The 15,936-nt window shown below is 71.0% G+C and carries 12 protein-coding genes; 3 read left to right on the forward strand and 9 right to left on the reverse strand.

The genetic code is table 11. From position 1 onward, the window contains the following. Positions 1 to 33: 33 nt before the first annotated feature. Positions 34 to 1,131 carry a branched-chain amino acid aminotransferase gene (locus NIE111_RS13090; protein ID WP_238684651.1) on the reverse strand — a complete coding sequence of 366 codons (1,098 nt, stop codon included), beginning with the start codon at positions 1,129 to 1,131 and terminating at the stop codon, positions 34 to 36. A gap of 156 nt (positions 1,132 to 1,287) precedes the next feature. Then, positions 1,288 to 2,319 (reverse strand): 3-isopropylmalate dehydrogenase, encoded by a 1,032-nt coding sequence (locus NIE111_RS13095; protein WP_112582053.1) that lies wholly within the window; start codon positions 2,317 to 2,319, stop codon positions 1,288 to 1,290. Positions 2,320 to 2,547: 228 nt separating this feature from the next. Between NIE111_RS13095 and NIE111_RS13100 the strand changes: the two genes are divergently transcribed. Then, positions 2,548 to 3,390, forward strand: a complete 843-nt coding sequence (locus tag NIE111_RS13100) for an FAD:protein FMN transferase (protein WP_238684652.1) — start codon at positions 2,548 to 2,550, stop codon at positions 3,388 to 3,390. A 309-nt stretch (positions 3,391 to 3,699) separates the two neighbouring features. Beyond that, positions 3,700 to 4,056 carry a hypothetical protein gene (locus tag NIE111_RS13105; RefSeq protein WP_238684653.1) on the forward strand — a complete coding sequence of 119 codons (357 nt, stop codon included), beginning with the start codon at positions 3,700 to 3,702 and terminating at the stop codon, positions 4,054 to 4,056. A 75-nt stretch (positions 4,057 to 4,131) separates the two neighbouring features. On the opposite strand, the gene serA is transcribed toward NIE111_RS13105, so the two are convergent. From serA to NIE111_RS13130, 5 genes are all read right to left on the reverse strand, one after another. Next, positions 4,132 to 5,730 carry a phosphoglycerate dehydrogenase gene (serA, locus tag NIE111_RS13110; protein WP_238684654.1) on the reverse strand — a complete coding sequence of 533 codons (1,599 nt, stop codon included), beginning with the start codon at positions 5,728 to 5,730 and terminating at the stop codon, positions 4,132 to 4,134. A 390-nt stretch (positions 5,731 to 6,120) separates the two neighbouring features. After that, positions 6,121 to 7,134, reverse strand: a complete 1,014-nt coding sequence (gene ilvC / locus NIE111_RS13115; RefSeq protein WP_238684655.1) for a ketol-acid reductoisomerase — start codon at positions 7,132 to 7,134, stop codon at positions 6,121 to 6,123. A 95-nt stretch (positions 7,135 to 7,229) separates the two neighbouring features. Next, on the reverse strand, positions 7,230 to 7,745 hold the full coding sequence (gene ilvN, locus NIE111_RS13120) for an acetolactate synthase small subunit (protein ID WP_088946549.1): 516 nt from the start codon (positions 7,743 to 7,745) through the stop codon (positions 7,230 to 7,232). Continuing rightward, entirely contained in the window at positions 7,745 to 9,625 is a 1,881-nt protein-coding gene (locus tag NIE111_RS13125) for an acetolactate synthase large subunit (RefSeq protein WP_238684656.1), read from the reverse strand. Before NIE111_RS13125 ends, ilvN begins: the two co-directional genes overlap by 1 nt. Positions 9,626 to 9,812: 187 nt before the next feature. Next, positions 9,813 to 12,167, reverse strand: coding sequence for a putative bifunctional diguanylate cyclase/phosphodiesterase (locus NIE111_RS13130; RefSeq protein ID WP_274531068.1), 2,355 nt, complete (start codon positions 12,165 to 12,167; stop codon positions 9,813 to 9,815). A 129-nt stretch (positions 12,168 to 12,296) separates the two neighbouring features. Between NIE111_RS13130 and ilvD the strand changes: the two genes are divergently transcribed. Next, positions 12,297 to 14,144, forward strand: a complete 1,848-nt coding sequence (gene ilvD / locus NIE111_RS13135; protein WP_238684658.1) for a dihydroxy-acid dehydratase — start codon at positions 12,297 to 12,299, stop codon at positions 14,142 to 14,144. Positions 14,145 to 14,213: 69 nt separating this feature from the next. Here ilvD and NIE111_RS13140 read toward each other — a convergent pair whose 3' ends face one another. Continuing rightward, the gene (locus NIE111_RS13140) at positions 14,214 to 14,774 is read right to left on the reverse strand and encodes a phosphoribosyltransferase (RefSeq protein WP_238684659.1); all 561 of its coding nucleotides are present in this window, start codon (positions 14,772 to 14,774) and stop codon (positions 14,214 to 14,216) included. A gap of 172 nt (positions 14,775 to 14,946) precedes the next feature. After that, positions 14,947 to 15,861, reverse strand: a complete 915-nt coding sequence (locus tag NIE111_RS13145; protein ID WP_238684660.1) for a DNA-processing protein DprA — start codon at positions 15,859 to 15,861, stop codon at positions 14,947 to 14,949. Positions 15,862 to 15,936: the final 75 nt, after the last annotated feature.

The following is a 15,936-nucleotide window of genomic DNA, read 5'->3' on the forward strand; positions in this document are numbered from 1 at the left end:
GTCCGGGTGGACGGGCCGGCACAGCGACGGAGATCAGAAGACCCGCTGCACCCAGCCGTGCGGGTCGGCCGCCTTGCCCCGCTGGATGTCGACCAACTGCTGACGCAGGGCCATGGTGACCTGACCGGGCTCGCCACCACCGATCAGGAACTCGCCGTCCGGGAAGCGGACCCCACCGATCGGGGTGACCACCGCGGCGGTGCCGCAGGCGAACACCTCCCGAAGGCGACCGCTGGCGGCGTCGGCCTGCCAGTCGGCGAAGCTGACCGGCCGCTCCTCGACCTGGTGCCCGGCCGCGCCGGCCAGCGCGAGGACGGCGTCGCGGGTGATGCCCGGCAGGATCGTGCCGGTCAACGGTGGGGTGACCACAGTGCCGTCGTCGTAGACGAAGAAGACGTTCATGCCGCCCAGTTCGTCGACGAACCGGCGCTCCACCGCGTCCAGGAAGACGACCTGGTCACAGCCGGCCTCGATGGCCTCCGCCTGAGCGGCGAGCGACGCGGCGTAGTTGCCGCCGCACTTGGCCGCGCCGGTGCCGCCGGGCGCGGCCCGGGTGTAGTCCGGGGAGACCCAGACGGTGACCGGCTTGACGCCACCGGTGAAGTACGCCCCGACCGGTGAGGCGATCACCATGTAGAGGTACTCGTTGGCCGGGCGGACGCCGAGGAAGACCTCGCTGGCGAACATGAACGGCCGCAGGTAGAGGCTGCCGTCCTCGCCGGTGGGGATCCACTCCCGGTCGATCTCGATGAGCTTGTGCAGCGAGTCGACGAACACCTCCGGCGGCAGCACCGGCATCGCCATCCGCTGCGCTGAGGTGGCGAAGCGGGCCGCGTTGGCGTCCGGCCGGAACATCGTCACGCCACCGTCGGCAGTGCGGTACGCCTTGAGCCCTTCGAAGATCTCCTGCGCGTAGTGCAGCACCGCGCTGGCCGGGTCCATCGGGATCGGGGCACGGGCTTCCACCCGGGCGTCGTACCAGCCCTTGCCGTCGGCGTAGCGGACGGTGACCATGTGGTCGGTGAAGACCCTGCCGAACCCGGGGTTGGTCAGCAGTGCGGCCCGATCGGCGGCGGATACCGGCGCGAGATTCGGACGGATCTCGAAGTCGATCTTGTCGCCACCGCTCATCGCGCTGACCTCCCTGCGGAACAACGGCATGCGGGACCGCACACCGACATGGCTGTGCCAGAAACTTACCCCGAACGGTCGTTAAGCGGGTAGCGCCGGTCGGGCTGCCCGTGGCAGATCCGCCTCAGAGGCCGGTCGCCACTCGGGCCGGGGCGATCAGGCTACGGCGTGGGCGGCGAGCCGGTCGCCGACCTCTTCGGTACGCAGCGTCACGCCCGGCACCCGGCTGGCCAGCTCGGCGGCGACCGCCGCGTTGACCCGGGCGGCCGACTCGCTGTGCCCGAGCTGTTCCAGTAGCAGCGCGGCGGAGAGCACCGCGGCGACCGGGTCGGCGATGCCCTGCCCGGCGATGTCCGGCGCCGAGCCGTGCACCGGCTCGAACATCGAGGGGTACGCCCCCTCGGGGTTGATGCAACCGCTGGCGGCCAGCCCGATGCCACCGGTGACGGCCGCGGCGATGTCGGTGAGGATGTCGCCGAAGAGGTTGTCGGTGACCACCACGTCGTAGCGCTGCGGCTGGGTGACCAGGAACATGGCCGCCGCGTCGACGTGCTGGTACTCGGTTTCGATGTCCGGGTGCTCGGCGGCGACGGCGTCGAACGTGCGCGCCCAGAGCGACCCGGCGTGGGTGAGTACGTTGGTCTTGTGCACGAGGGTGACCTTGCGCCGCTCCCGGCGGCCGGCGCGCGCGAACGCGTCGCGGATCACCCGCTCCACGCCGTGCCGGGTGTTCAGGCTCTCCTCGGTGGCGACCTCGGCCGGGGTGTCCCGGTGCAGGGAACCGCCGGCACCGGCGTAGAGCCCCTCGGTGCCCTCGCGCACCACCACGAGGTCGACCTCGCCCGGCTTCACGTTGCCCAGCGGGCCGGCGACCCCGGGCCAGAGCCGGGACGGGCGCAGGTTGACGTACTGGTCGAAGGCGAAACGGAGCTTGAGCAGCAGCCCACGCTCCAGCACACCCGGCGGGACCGTCGGGTCACCGACCGCGCCGAGCAGGATCGCGTCGTGCCCGGCCAACTCGGTCAGCACCGAGTCGGGCAGCACCTCTCCGGTACGGTGCCAGCGGGCGGCGCCGAGGTCGTACTCGGTGGCCTGCACGTCGGGCAGCACCGCGTCGAGGACCTTGCGGGCCTGCGCGACCACCTCGGGCCCGATGCCGTCTCCGGCCACCACCGCGATCCGCGCCACGACCGCACTCCTCTGCTCAACGGTTCCGTCCGGGCAACGGTACGTCGCTGTCCCGCCTCCCGGTACGCAGCGTCCATAATTTGGGATGCGGGAATGCACAGCACCCTCTCAGCTGGGACTCATGGGGCGGTCATCTCCGCTGCCTACGGTAGTGCTCAGTGGGTCGCGGGGGCCCGCTGACCAACGGGGTCGCGGTGACGCGGCGCCATGCGCGAGGGGGCAGATGCGATGCGCATCGACGAGCAGCCACGGACACGCTGGCCGGACCCGTCCGCGTTCCGCAACCGCCGGCCGGACCTTCGACTCGGCAGCCGTCGGCACCGGATCGACCCGGCCGCGGCCACCGAGGGCCGGATCGCGGTGCAGCACACCGTACGCACCGCGACCGCCGAGTACACACTGCTGCTCAACGCCCCCGAGTGGCTCGGTCGCCGGGGCGTGGGCGAGGCGCTGCGGGACAGCGTCGCCGAGCTGCGCGCCATCGACCTCACCTATGGCCCCAACCGACCGGAGAGCCTGGTCTCCCGGCTGCGTCGGGGCGAGATCAGCCCGGAGTCGTACCCGCCGCTCGCCGACCTGGTGGACCGCTGCGCCGCGATGCGCGCGGCCACCGACGGGTGGTTCGACGCCTGGGCGGTGCCCGGCGGCTTCGACCCGGGCGGCCTGCTCGGCGGTTGGGCCGTGGAACGCGCCGCCGAGCGACTGCGCGCCGCCGGCATCCACGACTACGCCGTACTCGCCGGCGCCGACCTCGTCGTCCGGGGCCGCGCGGCGCACGGCGGACCGTGGCGGGTAGCTGTGCACCATCCGACCGCACCCGAGCGCGCGCCGCTGGTGCTGGAGATGACCGCCGGCGCGATCGGCACCTCCGGGGTGACCGGGCGGCAGGGCCACGTGGTGGACCCGCACACCGGCGAGCCGGCCGATCACCTCGTCGCCGCCACAGTGGTGGGCCCCGACCTGACGATCGCCGACGCCTACGCCACGGCGCTCTACGCCGCCGGCCCCACCGGCCTGGCGTGGTTCCGGGGCAACTCCGACTATCGCGCGCTCTTCGCACACCGTCGCTGAGCCGGTCGGGCGCGCGATCGGCCCCCACGGTCTCGGCAACGACCGTGAGGGCCGGTCAGCGACGAGTGCGCGTGGCTCGCACAACCGAGGGGTGCGGACCGGTCGGGCCGGACGTCGACCGCGCCACCCGAAGACGGGCCGGCGCCTCGAACTCGGCCAGTGACCGCAGTGCGTACGCTAGCGAATCGACGCAACTCGACGCAAGAGTCTCCACACCGGACCGTCGTGACCGGAGCACGCGGTGATCGGTGGTTGACCGGCGGCGAGGCAGTTTCGACATGCTGAACGGCGGATGGCACGCTATCCGCCGTGAGTTTCGATCTGAGCGTGTGGGCCCTGGAGGACGGGGCGACGCCCGAGGACGTGCGGACAGCGGTCAACGGTTGCCGGCAGGGGCGGCACGTGGATCGCTATCCCGATCCGCGGGTGGTCAGCTTCTACCGGGCGATCACCGCCTCCTATCCGGACCGTCACCCCGGCCCGAACAGCCCGTGGGCGGTGGCGCCGCTGCACGCGGCCCACGACCACGTCGAGCTGAACCTGCACCCGACCTGCGCGGATCAGGTGCTACTGGACATCGAGCGGCTGGCCGGCGAGCACGGGCTGATGCTCTTCGACCCGCAGGACGGCTCGGTCTACCCGCCGCCGGCGCGGATGCCCGGCTGACCTGACCGGCGGCACGGACGGGAAATGACGAGGGGCCCGGCGAATCGCCAGGCCCCCCACGGTGTTTGTCGTCTACTACTCGTCGCGCAGGTCGGCGGCGCTGGCCGCCGTGGCGCCGATCGACTCGGCGGCCGAGGTGAGCAGGTCGGCGCCGAGCGCCTGGTCGACGGTGAGCGTCATCAGCGTCTCACCGCCCGCCTCCCGACGAGCCACCTGCATGGCGGCGATGTTGATGCCCGACTCGCCGAGCAGGGTACCGACGGTGCCGACCACACCGGGCCGGTCGGCGTAGCGCAGGAAGAGCAGGATGCCCTCCGCGCCGATCTCCACGTCGAAGCCGTCCACCTCGGTCAGCTTCAGCACGTCCCGAGCGCCGGAGTGGGTGACAGTGCCGGAGACACTGACCGTCCGACCGTCCGGCAGCGCCCCGCGCACAGTGACCAGGGTCGGCTGCTCGGCCGTCTCGGCCAGCGTGGCCAGGGTGACCTCGACGCCACGCTCGGCGGCCAGGTGCGGGGCGTTGACGTAGGTGACCTGCTCCTCGACCACGGAGCTGAACAGGCCCTTGGTGGCGGCGAGCTTGAGCACCGACACGTCGTGGCTGACGATCTCACCGCGGACCTCGACGGTGACGCTGGCGGCGACCCCGCCCGCGACCGCGGTGAACGCCCGGCCGAGCTTCTCCGCCAGCGGCAGCAGCGGCCGAACGTCCTCGGCGACCACGCCGCCGGCCTGCACGTTCACCGCGTCCGGAACGAACTCGCCCTGCAACGCCAGCTTGACGCTCTTGGCCACGGCCAGACCGGCCTTGTCCTGCGCCTCGTGGGTGGAGGCGCCCAGGTGCGGGGTGGCCACCACGTTGTCGAAGGCGAACAGCGGGGACGAGGTGCACGGCTCCTTGCTGTACACGTCGACGCCGGCGCCGGCGACCCGGCCCTCGGCGATCGCGTCCGCCAGCGCCTGCTCGTCGACCAGCCCACCACGGGCGGCGTTGATGATGCGAACGCCGGGCTTGACGAGCGCCAACTCCTTCTCACCGATCAGGCCCACCGTCTCCGGCGTCTTCGGCAGGTGGATGGAGATGAAGTCGCTCTCCCGCAGCAGTTCCTCCAGCCCGACCAGGCGGACGCCGAGCTGCGCCGCACGGGCCGGCTGGATGTACGGGTCGTACGCGATCAGCCGGGTGCCGAAAGCGGCGATGCGCTGTGCGAAGAGCACCCCGATACGACCGAGCCCGACCACGCCGACGGTCTTGCCCTGCACCTCGACGCCTGTGTACTTCGACCGCTTCCACTCCCCCGCCTTGAGCGCGGAACTGGCGCTCGCGGTGTTGCGGGCGACGGCGAGCAGCAGCGCGACGGCCTGCTCGGCGGCGGAGACGATGTTGGAGGTGGGCGCGTTGACGACCATGACGCCCCGCGCGGTGGCGGCCGGCACCTCGACGTTGTCCAGTCCGATGCCCGCCCGGGCGACCACCTTCAGTCGCGGCGCGGCAGCAATCGCCTCGGCGTCGATCTGGGTCGCGCTGCGCACGATGACGGCGTTGGCCTCGGAGAGCGCCGAGAGCAGGGCCGGACGGTCGGTGCCGTCGACGTGACGGACGTCGAAGTCGTGGGCGAGCACCTCGATGGCGGCGGGGGCGAGTTCTTCGGCGATCAGTACGACAGGATTCATCGGTCCTCGTAGAGGTCGTGTTTGCGATCGGCCCGGGCGGCGGGGCGCCGCACTGCGCCCTGCGCTGATCCGTGCCGTGGCCGTCAGGTGCCGGCTGCTGCACCTACAGGCGATCGTAGGGGCCCCGCTGGTCGGCGTGTTCCGGTCTTCGGGGTGAGTGCCCTCACACGCCCGGTCGGGCGACGGACATCGGCCGTTCACCGCACCGACACGGTTCTCCGGCCGCGCCGAGCACCGACGGCGTCGGTCACCCGGTCAGTCCGGGAGAGTCGTGGCGCACGAGCACTGCCGCCCGACGTATCGACGGGCGGCAGCATGCCGGGCAGCCCCGGGGCGGCGCTGGGGAGAGCGCCAGCCCTGGGGCTGTCGGTGGATCGTCGTTCGAACGGGTCAGGCGGTCTCGGTGATCGGGCGGTCGACCCAGCTCATCATGCCGCGCAGCTTCTTGCCGGTCTCCTCGATCGGGTGCGCCGCACCCTCGGCCTGCCACTTGGTGAAGTTGGGCCGGCCGGCCTCGTCCTCGGCGACCCACTCGCGGGCGAACTCGCCGGACTGGATCTCACCCAGGATCTTGCGCATCTCGTCCTTGACCCGGGAGTCGATGATGCGCGAGCCACGGGAGAGGTCGCCGTACTCGGCGGTGTCGGAGATGCTGTAGCGCATCTTCGCGATGCCGCCCTCGTACATGAGGTCGACGATCAGCTTCAGCTCGTGCAGGCACTCGAAGTAGGCGATCTCCGGGGCGTAGCCCGCCTCGGTGAGCACCTCGAAACCGGTCTGCACCAGCGCCGAGGCGCCGCCGCAGAGCACCGCCTGCTCGCCGAAGAGGTCGGTCTCGGTCTCCTCGGTGAAGGTGGTCTTGATCGCGCCGGCGCGGGTGCCGCCGATCCCCTTGGCGTACGCGAGGGCGAGCGCGAGCGCGTTGCCGCTGGCGTCCTGCTCGACGGCGACGAGACAGGGCACGCCCTTGCCGTCGCTGTACTGGCGGCGGACCAGGTGACCGGGGCCCTTGGGCGCGACCATCGCGACGTCCACCTCGGCCGGCGGCTTGATCAGGCCGTACCGGATGTTGAAGCCGTGGCCGAAGAAGATCGCCTTGCCCGGGGCGAGGTGCGGGGCGATCGACTCCGCGTAGATCCCGCGCTGGGCGGTGTCCGGTGCGAGCACCATGATCACATCGGCCTCGGCGGCGGCCTGTGCGGGCGTGACCACTCGCAGGCCCTGCTCCTCAGCCTTGGGACGGCTCTTCGAGCCCTCCGGCAGACCGATCACCACGTCGACGCCGGAGTCACGCAGCGACAGCGCGTGGGCGTGGCCCTGGCTGCCGTAACCGATCACCGCGACCTTCTTGGCCTGGATCAGGCCGAGGTCGGCATCGTCGTCGTAGTACACCTCAACGCTCATGAGAACTTCCCTTTCGTACGACGGCCGGGGCGGCCCGTCGTGGTCTGTGCGGATGAATTCGCCGGACGGTCGGCCGAGGGCCGACCGGCGGCGGGTCAGGCGGCCCGAAGCGCGGGACCGGCGGTGATCGAACGCGAGCCGCGCCCGATGGCCACCAGCCCGGACTGGACCATCTCCTTGATGCCGAAGGCCTCGAGGTCGCGGAGCAGCGCGTCGAGCTTGTCCGGGGTGCCGGTGGCCTCGATGGTCAGCGTGTCCGGTGCGACGTCGACCACCCGGGCGCGGAACAGGTTGACGGTCTCCAGCACCTGCGACCGCGCGGACCGGTCGGCGCGAACCTTCACCAGCAGCAACTCTCGGGCGACCGAGACCTGGGGATCCAGCTCAACGATCTTGAGCACGTTGACAAGCTTGTTCAGCTGCTTGGTGACCTGCTCCAGCGGGGACGACTCCGCGTTGACCACGATGGTGATCCGGGAGACGTCCGGGTTCTCGGTCTCGCCGACGGCGAGGCTGTCGATGTTGAACCCGCGCCGGGAGAACAGGCCGGAGACCCGGGCGAGCACGCCCGGCTTGTTCTCCACCAGCACGGACAAAGTATGCATGGTCATTAAATGTCATCCTCGTCGAAGGCCGGGCGGACGCCACGGGCGAACATGATCTCGTCGTTGCTGGTGCCGGCGGCGACCATCGGCCAGACCATCGCGTCCTTGCCGACCACGAAGTCGATCACCACGGGGGCGTCGTTGATCTCCATGGCGGCGGCGATCGTCTTGTCCACGTCATCGGCGCTCTCGCACCGCAGCCCGACGCAGCCCAGGGCCTCGGCGAGCTTGACGAAGTCGGGGATGCGGTGCTTGTGGGTGCCGAGCTCGGTGTTGGAGTAGCGCTCGTTGTAGAAGAGCGTCTGCCACTGCCGGACCATGCCGAGATTGCCGTTGTTGATGACGGCGATCTTGACCGGGATGCCCTCCAACGCGCAGGTGGCCAACTCCTGGTTGGTCATCTGGAAGCAGCCGTCACCGTCCACCGCCCAGACCACCGTGTCCGGCTTGCCGACCTTGGCGCCCATCGCCGCCGGCACCGCGTAGCCCATCGTGCCGAGGCCGCCGGAATTCAACCAGGTGTACGGCTTCTCGTAGGAGATGAACTGTGACGCCCACATCTGGTGCTGGCCCACCCCGGCCACGAAGATCGCGTCCGGGCCGACGATCTCGCCCAGCCGCTTGATCACGTACTGCGGGGACAGGGTCCCGTCGACCGGCTCGTCGTAGCCCAGCGGGTAACGGTTGCGCAGGTCGTTGAGCTGCGTCCACCAGTCACCCAGGTCGGCGGTGTGCCCTGCCGACCGCTCGGCGGTGACCGCGGCGATCAGCTCGTCGATGACGTGCTTGGCGTCACCGACGATCGGGACGTCCACGTGCCGGTTCTTGCCGATCTCGGCGGGGTCGATGTCCGCGTGCACCACTGCCGCGTCCGGGGCGAACGAATCCAGTTTGCCGGTGACCCGGTCGTCGAAGCGTGCGCCCAGCGCGACGATCAGATCCGCCTTCTGCAGGCCGTAGACCGCGGCGACAGTGCCGTGCATGCCGGGCATCCCGAGGTGCTGCTGGTGCGAGTCGGGGAACGCGCCGAGCGCCATCAGCGTGGTGACGACCGGGATGCCGGTCAGCTCGGCCAGCCGGCGCAGCCCGTCGGTGGCACCGGCCTTGAGCACGCCGCCGCCCACGTAGAGCACCGGCCGCCGGGCTGCGGCCATCAGCCGCGCCGCCTCCCGGATCTGCTTGCCGTGCGGGTGCAGGGTGGGCCGGTAGCCGGGCAGGTCGAGGGTGGGCGGCCAGGAGAAGGTGGTCGGCGCCTGGAGCACGTCCTTGGGGATGTCGACAAGCACGGGGCCGGGTCGCCCGCTGCTGGCCAGGTGGAACGCCTCGGCCAGCACGCGGGGGATCTCCTCGGCGTTCTGCACGAGGAAGTTGTGCTTGGTGATCGGCAGGGTGATGCCCTGGATGTCCGCTTCCTGGAAGCCGTCGGTGCCGATCAGCGGGCTGGCCACCTGTCCGGTGATCGCCACCATCGCCACCGAGTCCATGTACGCGTCAGCGATCGGGGTGACCAGGTTCGTCGCGCCCGGGCCGGAGGTGGCGATGCAGACGCCGACCTTGCCGGTGGCCTGCGCGTAGCCGGTCGCCGCGTGCCCCGCGCCCTGCTCGTGCCGCACCAGGATGTGCCGAACCGTCGAGTCGTAGAGCGGGTCGTACGCCGGCAGGATCGCGCCGCCCGGAATGCCGAAGACGACGTCGACCTCGAGCGCCTCGAGGGACCGCACGAGCGAGCCGGCCCCGGAGATCGGGGTCGCGGCGGCGGGCCGTACCGCCGGGGCGGCCGGGGTGGTCGTGCGCGTGGCGGCCTGGTCGACATCGAGGGTCGGGTCGGCGGCCGCGCGGGCCCGGCGGGCGGTGTGGGCGAGGGTCTCGGGCGTGGGTCTCGTCATGGCGGTTCTGGCCTTCGGCTGGAGTGGCTGGTGGCTAGTCAAGCGATGCGACACGGGCGGGGCCCGCCTCGCCAGGTTCCGATGGCAATAAAAACGGCCCTCGTGCAGATGCACGGGGCCAGCGCACTCTCAGGTGGGAGAGTGCGCTCAGGTAAGTACTCGCAGCGACCGGTACGACGACATGCGGCTAAGCCTGACGCATCTCACGCGATGAGTCAACTGATCCCACATGTTGGTTAACGGAGGTCGGCGCGTCGGCCTGCGACGCGCCATCGGCAGGTGGGGTGAGCTGCCCGGATCCACCCGGAGCACGGCGTGGTGCGGGCACCGGAGCGGGACGCGCGCCCGGGGATGTGGCCGCCTCCAGCATCGCCTCCAGGTGCTCGGCGGGCACCCCCCAGCCGAAGAGCGCGCCCTGGCCAAAGCGGCAACCGGCGGCCACCACGGCGGCCAACTCGGTCGGGGTGGTCACCCCCTCGGCGATCACCTCCAGCCCCAACTGGTGGCCCAGGCGCATGACGATGTCGACCATCGGGGCGAACGCGGGGCCGTCCTGGCCGACCGGGCGGACCGGCTCGTGCTCGGCGACCAGACTGTGGTCGATCTTGAGGATGTCGATCGGCAACCGGCGCAGCTGCCCCAGCGACGAGTAGCCGGCCCCGAAGTCGTCCAGCGCGATCCGGACACCTGTCAACCGCAGCGCGGTGAGCCGCCGGATCAGCTCGTCCAGGTCGGTGGCGACCGCGTGCTCGGTGACCTCCAGGACCAGCCGCTGCGGCGGAACGTGGTGGGCACGCAGCGCCTCGGCGACCTGGACCACGTACTGCGGGGCGTGCAGCTCACGCGGGGAGACGTTCACCGACACCCAGACGTCGTGCCCGTCCGCCAGCCACCGGGAGAGCTGGTAGCAGGCCTGATGCAGCACCCAGGCGCCGAGCGGGGCGATCATCCCGCACTCCTCGGCGAGCGGGATGAACTCGTCCGGACGCACGTTGCCCAGCTCGGGATGGTGCCAGCGGAGCAGCGCCTCGGCGCCGACCGGCCGCACCGACGGCAGCGACGCCACCGGCTGGAACGCCAACCGCAGCTCGTCGCGGTCGATGGCCCCGCGCAGCTCGTGCTCCACAGTCGTACGGCGGCGCAACAGCTGGTCGTACGCGGCGTCGTACCGCTCGATCCGGTTCTTGCCACGCTGCTTGGCGTAGCGCAACGCCAGGTCGGCGTGGCGCAGCAGCAGGTCCACGTCCGGCTCGTCGGCCCAGTCGGCCACCCCGATGCTCACCGACAGGAAGACCGGCCCCTCCGGCTGGTCGTAGGGGCGGTTGAGCACCCCGAGGAGCCGTTCGGCGACCCGGTCCGCCTCGACCGACCGACCCTGCATGAGGACGGCGAACTCGTCGCCACCCAGCCGGGCGGCAACGTCGCCGGGGCGCAGGTTGCCGCGCAGCCGCCGGCCCACCTCGGCCAGCACAGCGTCGCCCACGTCGTGGCCCCGCATGTCGTTGACGTTCTTGAAGCCGTCCAGGTCCAGGCCGAGCAGCACACACGGGTTGTGGTCGGCGGCGTTGCGGTGCAGCGCCCGGAGCAGCCCGCGCCGGTTGGCCAACGACGTCAGCGGATCGGTGTGCGCCAACTCCCGGAAGTGCGCCTCCCGCTCGGCCAGGCGGCTCGCGTACCCCCGGACGTCGCGAAGGGTGAGGTACTGCCGTGCCACCAGGGCGAAGCCCTCCACGCTGCCGGCCACGATGCCCGCCGCGGTGAACCGGCCGTCCTGGGCGAGGTGGTACATCGCCGAGGCGGCCATCGCCAGCATCGGGGCGATCGCGTACTCGCCGTCGCTGCCGACCAGGTCCAGGTCGATCTGCCCCGGCCGGTCGGCCCGGTACACGGCGAGCGCGACGACCAGCAGACCAGCGGCGAGCACCGCCGCACCGGCCAGCGCCATCGTCGGCCCGGCCTGGCAGAGCCCGGCGCTGAGACCCAGCCCACCGCAGGTCACCGCGCTGATGCCGGCGCCCAGCGCGGCGAGCCGTCGACGTGGCGCGGCGGCCCGGAAGACGACGATCACGACGAGCCCGGCACCGAGCGCGGCGCTCACGGTGGCCACCAGGATCGCCGGGCAGGCCATCGGCGTGGCGGCACCGAGCAACCGGGTGGGCTCGGTGAAGAGCACCCAACCGACGAACCACAGCGCCGCCGCCATGACCAACCCGTCCAGGGCGAGCCGGGTCGTTCCGGCAGCGGTGGCTGCCACCCCGGGCAGCCGGAGCAGACCAGCGGCGAAGGCCAGCCCGCTCACCGCGGTGCCGATCGCCACCGCTGTCGCCCAACCGGTGCGCTGCCCCTGCTGGTGGGCCCAGTGGTCGTTCGCGCTGAGCGCGGCGACAACCCCGGCCAGGAGGCTGAGCAGTGCAACTCCGGCGGCCGCCGCGAGCAGCACGTGTGCCGGTCGACGCGGCGCCACCCGCCGCCGGGCGACGACGGTCAGCAGCACGGCGGCCACCGCGGCGACGAGCCCGCTGAGCGCCGCGACAGCGACCATGCCCGGTGGAAAATGCACGCCTCCAAGAGTGCCGGATGGGCGCACGTCATGGGGGGCTGGGTGTGCATCTGTTGGGACACGGCAGATACCGGGGTGGGCCGGTGCGCCGACGGTGTCATGCTGGTATGCATGCCTGAGCTGCGGTCGAGGACTTCCACACACGGTCGGACGATGGCCGGCGCCCGGGCCCTCTGGCGGGCCACCGGGATGACCGACGACGATTTCGGCAAGCCGATCGTCGCCATCGCCAACAGTTTCACCCAGTTCGTGCCTGGTCACGTACACCTCAAGGACATGGGTGGCCTGGTCGCCGACGCGATCGCCGAGGCCGGCGGGGTGGGCCGGGAGTTCAACACCATCGCTGTCGACGACGGCATCGCGATGGGCCACGGCGGCATGCTCTACTCGCTGCCCAGCCGCGAGCTGATCGCCGACGCCGTCGAATACATGGTCAACGCGCACTGCGCGGACGCCCTGGTCTGCATCTCCAACTGCGACAAGATCACTCCCGGGATGCTGCTGGCCGCGTTGCGGCTCAACATCCCGACCGTCTTCGTCTCCGGCGGCCCGATGGAGGCCGGCAAGACGATGGCGATCGAGGGCGTCGTGCACAGCAAGATCGACCTGATCGACGCGATGATCGCCTCCTCGAACGAGGCGGTCACCGACGAGCAGCTCGGTGAGATCGAACGCTCCGCCTGCCCGACCTGCGGCTCCTGCTCCGGCATGTTCACCGCCAACTCGATGAACTGCCTCACCGAGGCGATCGGGCTCGCGCTGCCCGGCAACGGCTCCACGCTGGCCACCCACGCCGCCCGCCGGTCGCTCTTCGTCGAGGCCGGCCGGACCGTCGTGGAGATCTCCAAGCGGTGGTACGACGGCGACGACGACTCGGTGCTGCCGCGTGCTGTCGCCTCCAAGGCCGCCTTCGAGAACGCTGTCGCCCTGGACGTGGCGATGGGCGGCTCCACCAACACCGTGCTGCACCTGCTGGCCGCCGCCCGCGAGGCGGAGATGGACTTCGGCGTCACCGACATCGACGCGATCTCCCGGCGGGTGCCCTGCCTGGCCAAGGTCGCGCCGAACTCGCCGAACTACCACATGGAGGACGTGCACCGGGCCGGCGGCATCCCGGCGATCCTCGGCGAACTGGACCGGGCCGGGCAGCTCAACCGGGACGTGTGGGCCGTGCACTCCCCCTCGCTGGCACAGTGGCTGACCGACTGGGACGTGCGCGGTGGCTCCCCCACCCCCACGGCCGTCGAACTGTTCCACGCCGCTCCTGGCGGCGTGCGTACCGTCGAACCGTTCTCCACCACCAACCGGTGGTCGTCGCTGGACACCGACGCGGCCGGCGGCTGCATCCGGGACCGCGAGCACGCCTACTCCGCCGACGGTGGTCTGGCCATCCTGCACGGCAACCTGGCACCCGAGGGCAGCGTGGTGAAGACCGCCGGCGTGCCCGACGACTGCCTGACCTTCCGTGGCCCGGCGAAGGTCTACGAGTCGCAGGACGACGCGGTGACAGCGATCCTCGCCAAGCAGGTGGTCGCCGGGGACGTCGTGGTGATCCGGTACGAGGGGCCCAAGGGCGGCCCCGGCATGCAGGAGATGCTCTACCCCACCTCGTTCCTCAAGGGACGCGGGCTGGGCCGCTCCTGTGCGCTGCTCACCGACGGCCGTTTCTCCGGTGGCACCTCCGGGCTCTCCATCGGGCACGTCTCCCCCGAGGCGGCCTCCGGCGGGCTGATCGCCCTGGTCCGCGACGGCGACGAGGTCGTCATCGACATCCCGGGCCGGTCAATCGAGCTGAACGTTTCCGCCGAGGAGCTGGAGGCTCGCCGGGTGGCCGAGGAGAAGCGCGACAAGCCGTACACCCCCACCGACCGGCAGCGGCCGGTGTCTGCGGCGCTGCGCGCGTACGCCTCGATGGCCACCTCGGCCAGCGACGGCGCCTACCGCCGCGTCCCGGAGTAACCACCGCTCGCATCGACATCCGTGATGTCGGGTATCCCGTCGGCCCGGATACCCGACATCGGTGCCGAATCATCGTTCTACAGCGCACCTAGCCGGGTCGAACATCGGATCCTCGATCGCCTTCAGCAGCGGTCGGGATGCCACATGCTCCGGCCTGATGTGCCGCCCGAGCACCACGACCGCCACCGACGACGCGCCAGCGCTCTTCAACGCGTACGCCAGCGACTGCGCCCGGGAACCTGTCGTCCAGGTGTCGTCCAGGACCAGCGGCCGAACGCTGACGCTCTCGACCGGAAGCTGGACCGTGAACCAGTCGCGCTGGAACGTCCGCGTCTCAGATCCGTGGCGGGGATTCGACAGCGCCGCGAGCCACGGCAGTCCAAGACGGTCGCCGATCAGATCCTGCAGGGGGTGCGGATGAGCCTGGCTCCGGGTGCTCGGCACGACCACCACGTGGGTCGGCGCACCGCCCATCCGATCAGCGACGCAGTCGAGGTGCCGCTGCAGGAACAGCAGCAGCAGTGCGAGCAGATTCCACCTAGCCTGGGCCGACCCCGGCGTGGACTTGTACAGGCACAGGTGGTGGTGATGCTGACCGGTACGCGGCGAGTAAGCGATTGGAGCGACCACGTCGGCGAGCAGGCCACCAGACGCCGTCTGGTGTTCCTGGCAGGGGTAGCAGTAGTCGAACCCGGGAGTGCGGACACCGCGACACGTCGGGCAGATCCAGGGAAGAGTGGGCAAGGGATTTCGAAGAAAGTTCCGCTGGGTCTCGACGTACTCCCGGACCCTGGCCCACGGGTCAGAGGCTGGCGAAATCAGGAAAGCCCTCCAACTCGGCCGCAGCCGGTGAACGGTCGAGAATGGCGTCGACCGCCTCCACCAGGTCCATGGTCCCGTGCGCGACGTGGACGCCGGGCCGGGTGGCGAAGGCGCGTGCCCAGTCGTGCCGCATCACCTGACTGGTGAGCACCACGGGCCGACCGTGCTGAAGAGCGAGCCGCGCCTGGATCCGGGCTCCACTGCGTTCGCCGGCTTCGATGACCACGGTGGCAGCGGCGTAGCCGCTCATCACCGCGTTTCGCATTGGGAAGCTCTGCTTTGTCGGGGCGGCATCGGGCCAAAACTGGCTGAGCACCAATCCGACCTTTGCGATGTGCTCCTGGAGCGCGTGGTTGACCGTCGGGTAGTGGTGACGAATTCCGGTGCCGATGACCGCGACGGTGCGGCCCCCTGCCGCGAGTGCCGCCTGGTGGGCTGCGGTGTCGATCCCTTTCGCCAGACCGCTGACCACCGTCACACCACGGCGGGCAAGTGATTCTGATACCGAGCTGGCGATCTCGACGCCTCGATCGCTCGCTTCGCGGCTGCCGACCACTGCGATGGCCCGAGCGTCGGGACGCGACTCACCTCGGGCGAAGAGCACTGGCGGCATCTCGCGGATGTCACGCAACTGGGCGGGGTAGTCGTCGTCGAAGAAGGCCCGCACTGTGATGCCCTCGGCCCGCCAGCCCGCGAGGTCGCCGGCTGCGGCCTCGATCAGCGAGTCGACGGAGCGGGTGTCGGGAAAGAGCGTGTCGGTCTGCCCGACGACCCGGCGCAGGACTGCCAGGGCGGTGCCGACCTCTTGAATGTCGTGCACGGCATCAGACCAGCCGAGGTCTGGCTGCCGCAGCAGCGCGATCAGCGCAGCCCGCTCCACCGTCACCCGGTCCATGCCCCTGATCGTAGAGGCAACTCCCGGCCGCCCGGCCCACCGGCCACGCGGAGCCGGCAGAGAAGCTCGGCGCAC

It is taken from the genome of Micromonospora hortensis (assembly GCF_022230935.1).
Taxonomy (GTDB): Bacteria; Actinomycetota; Actinomycetes; order Mycobacteriales; family Micromonosporaceae; genus Micromonospora; species Micromonospora hortensis.

Coding starts and splice junctions, on each gene's coding strand:
- NIE111_RS13090 (WP_238684651.1), bottom strand. CDS start 1,131: ATGAGCGGTGGCGACAAGATCGACTTCGAGATCCGTCCGAATCTCGCG.
- NIE111_RS13100 (WP_238684652.1), top strand. CDS start 2,548: ATGCGCATCGACGAGCAGCCACGGACACGCTGGCCGGACCCGTCCGCG.
- serA (WP_238684654.1), bottom strand. CDS start 5,730: ATGAATCCTGTCGTACTGATCGCCGAAGAACTCGCCCCCGCCGCCATC.
- ilvC (WP_238684655.1), bottom strand. CDS start 7,134: ATGAGCGTTGAGGTGTACTACGACGACGATGCCGACCTCGGCCTGATC.
- ilvN (WP_088946549.1), bottom strand. CDS start 7,745: ATGACCATGCATACTTTGTCCGTGCTGGTGGAGAACAAGCCGGGCGTG.
- NIE111_RS13125 (WP_238684656.1), bottom strand. CDS start 9,625: ATGACGAGACCCACGCCCGAGACCCTCGCCCACACCGCCCGCCGGGCC.
- NIE111_RS13130 (WP_274531068.1), bottom strand. CDS start 12,167: ATGGTCGCTGTCGCGGCGCTCAGCGGGCTCGTCGCCGCGGTGGCCGCC.
- ilvD (WP_238684658.1), top strand. CDS start 12,297: ATGCCTGAGCTGCGGTCGAGGACTTCCACACACGGTCGGACGATGGCC.
- NIE111_RS13145 (WP_238684660.1), bottom strand. CDS start 15,861: ATGGACCGGGTGACGGTGGAGCGGGCTGCGCTGATCGCGCTGCTGCGG.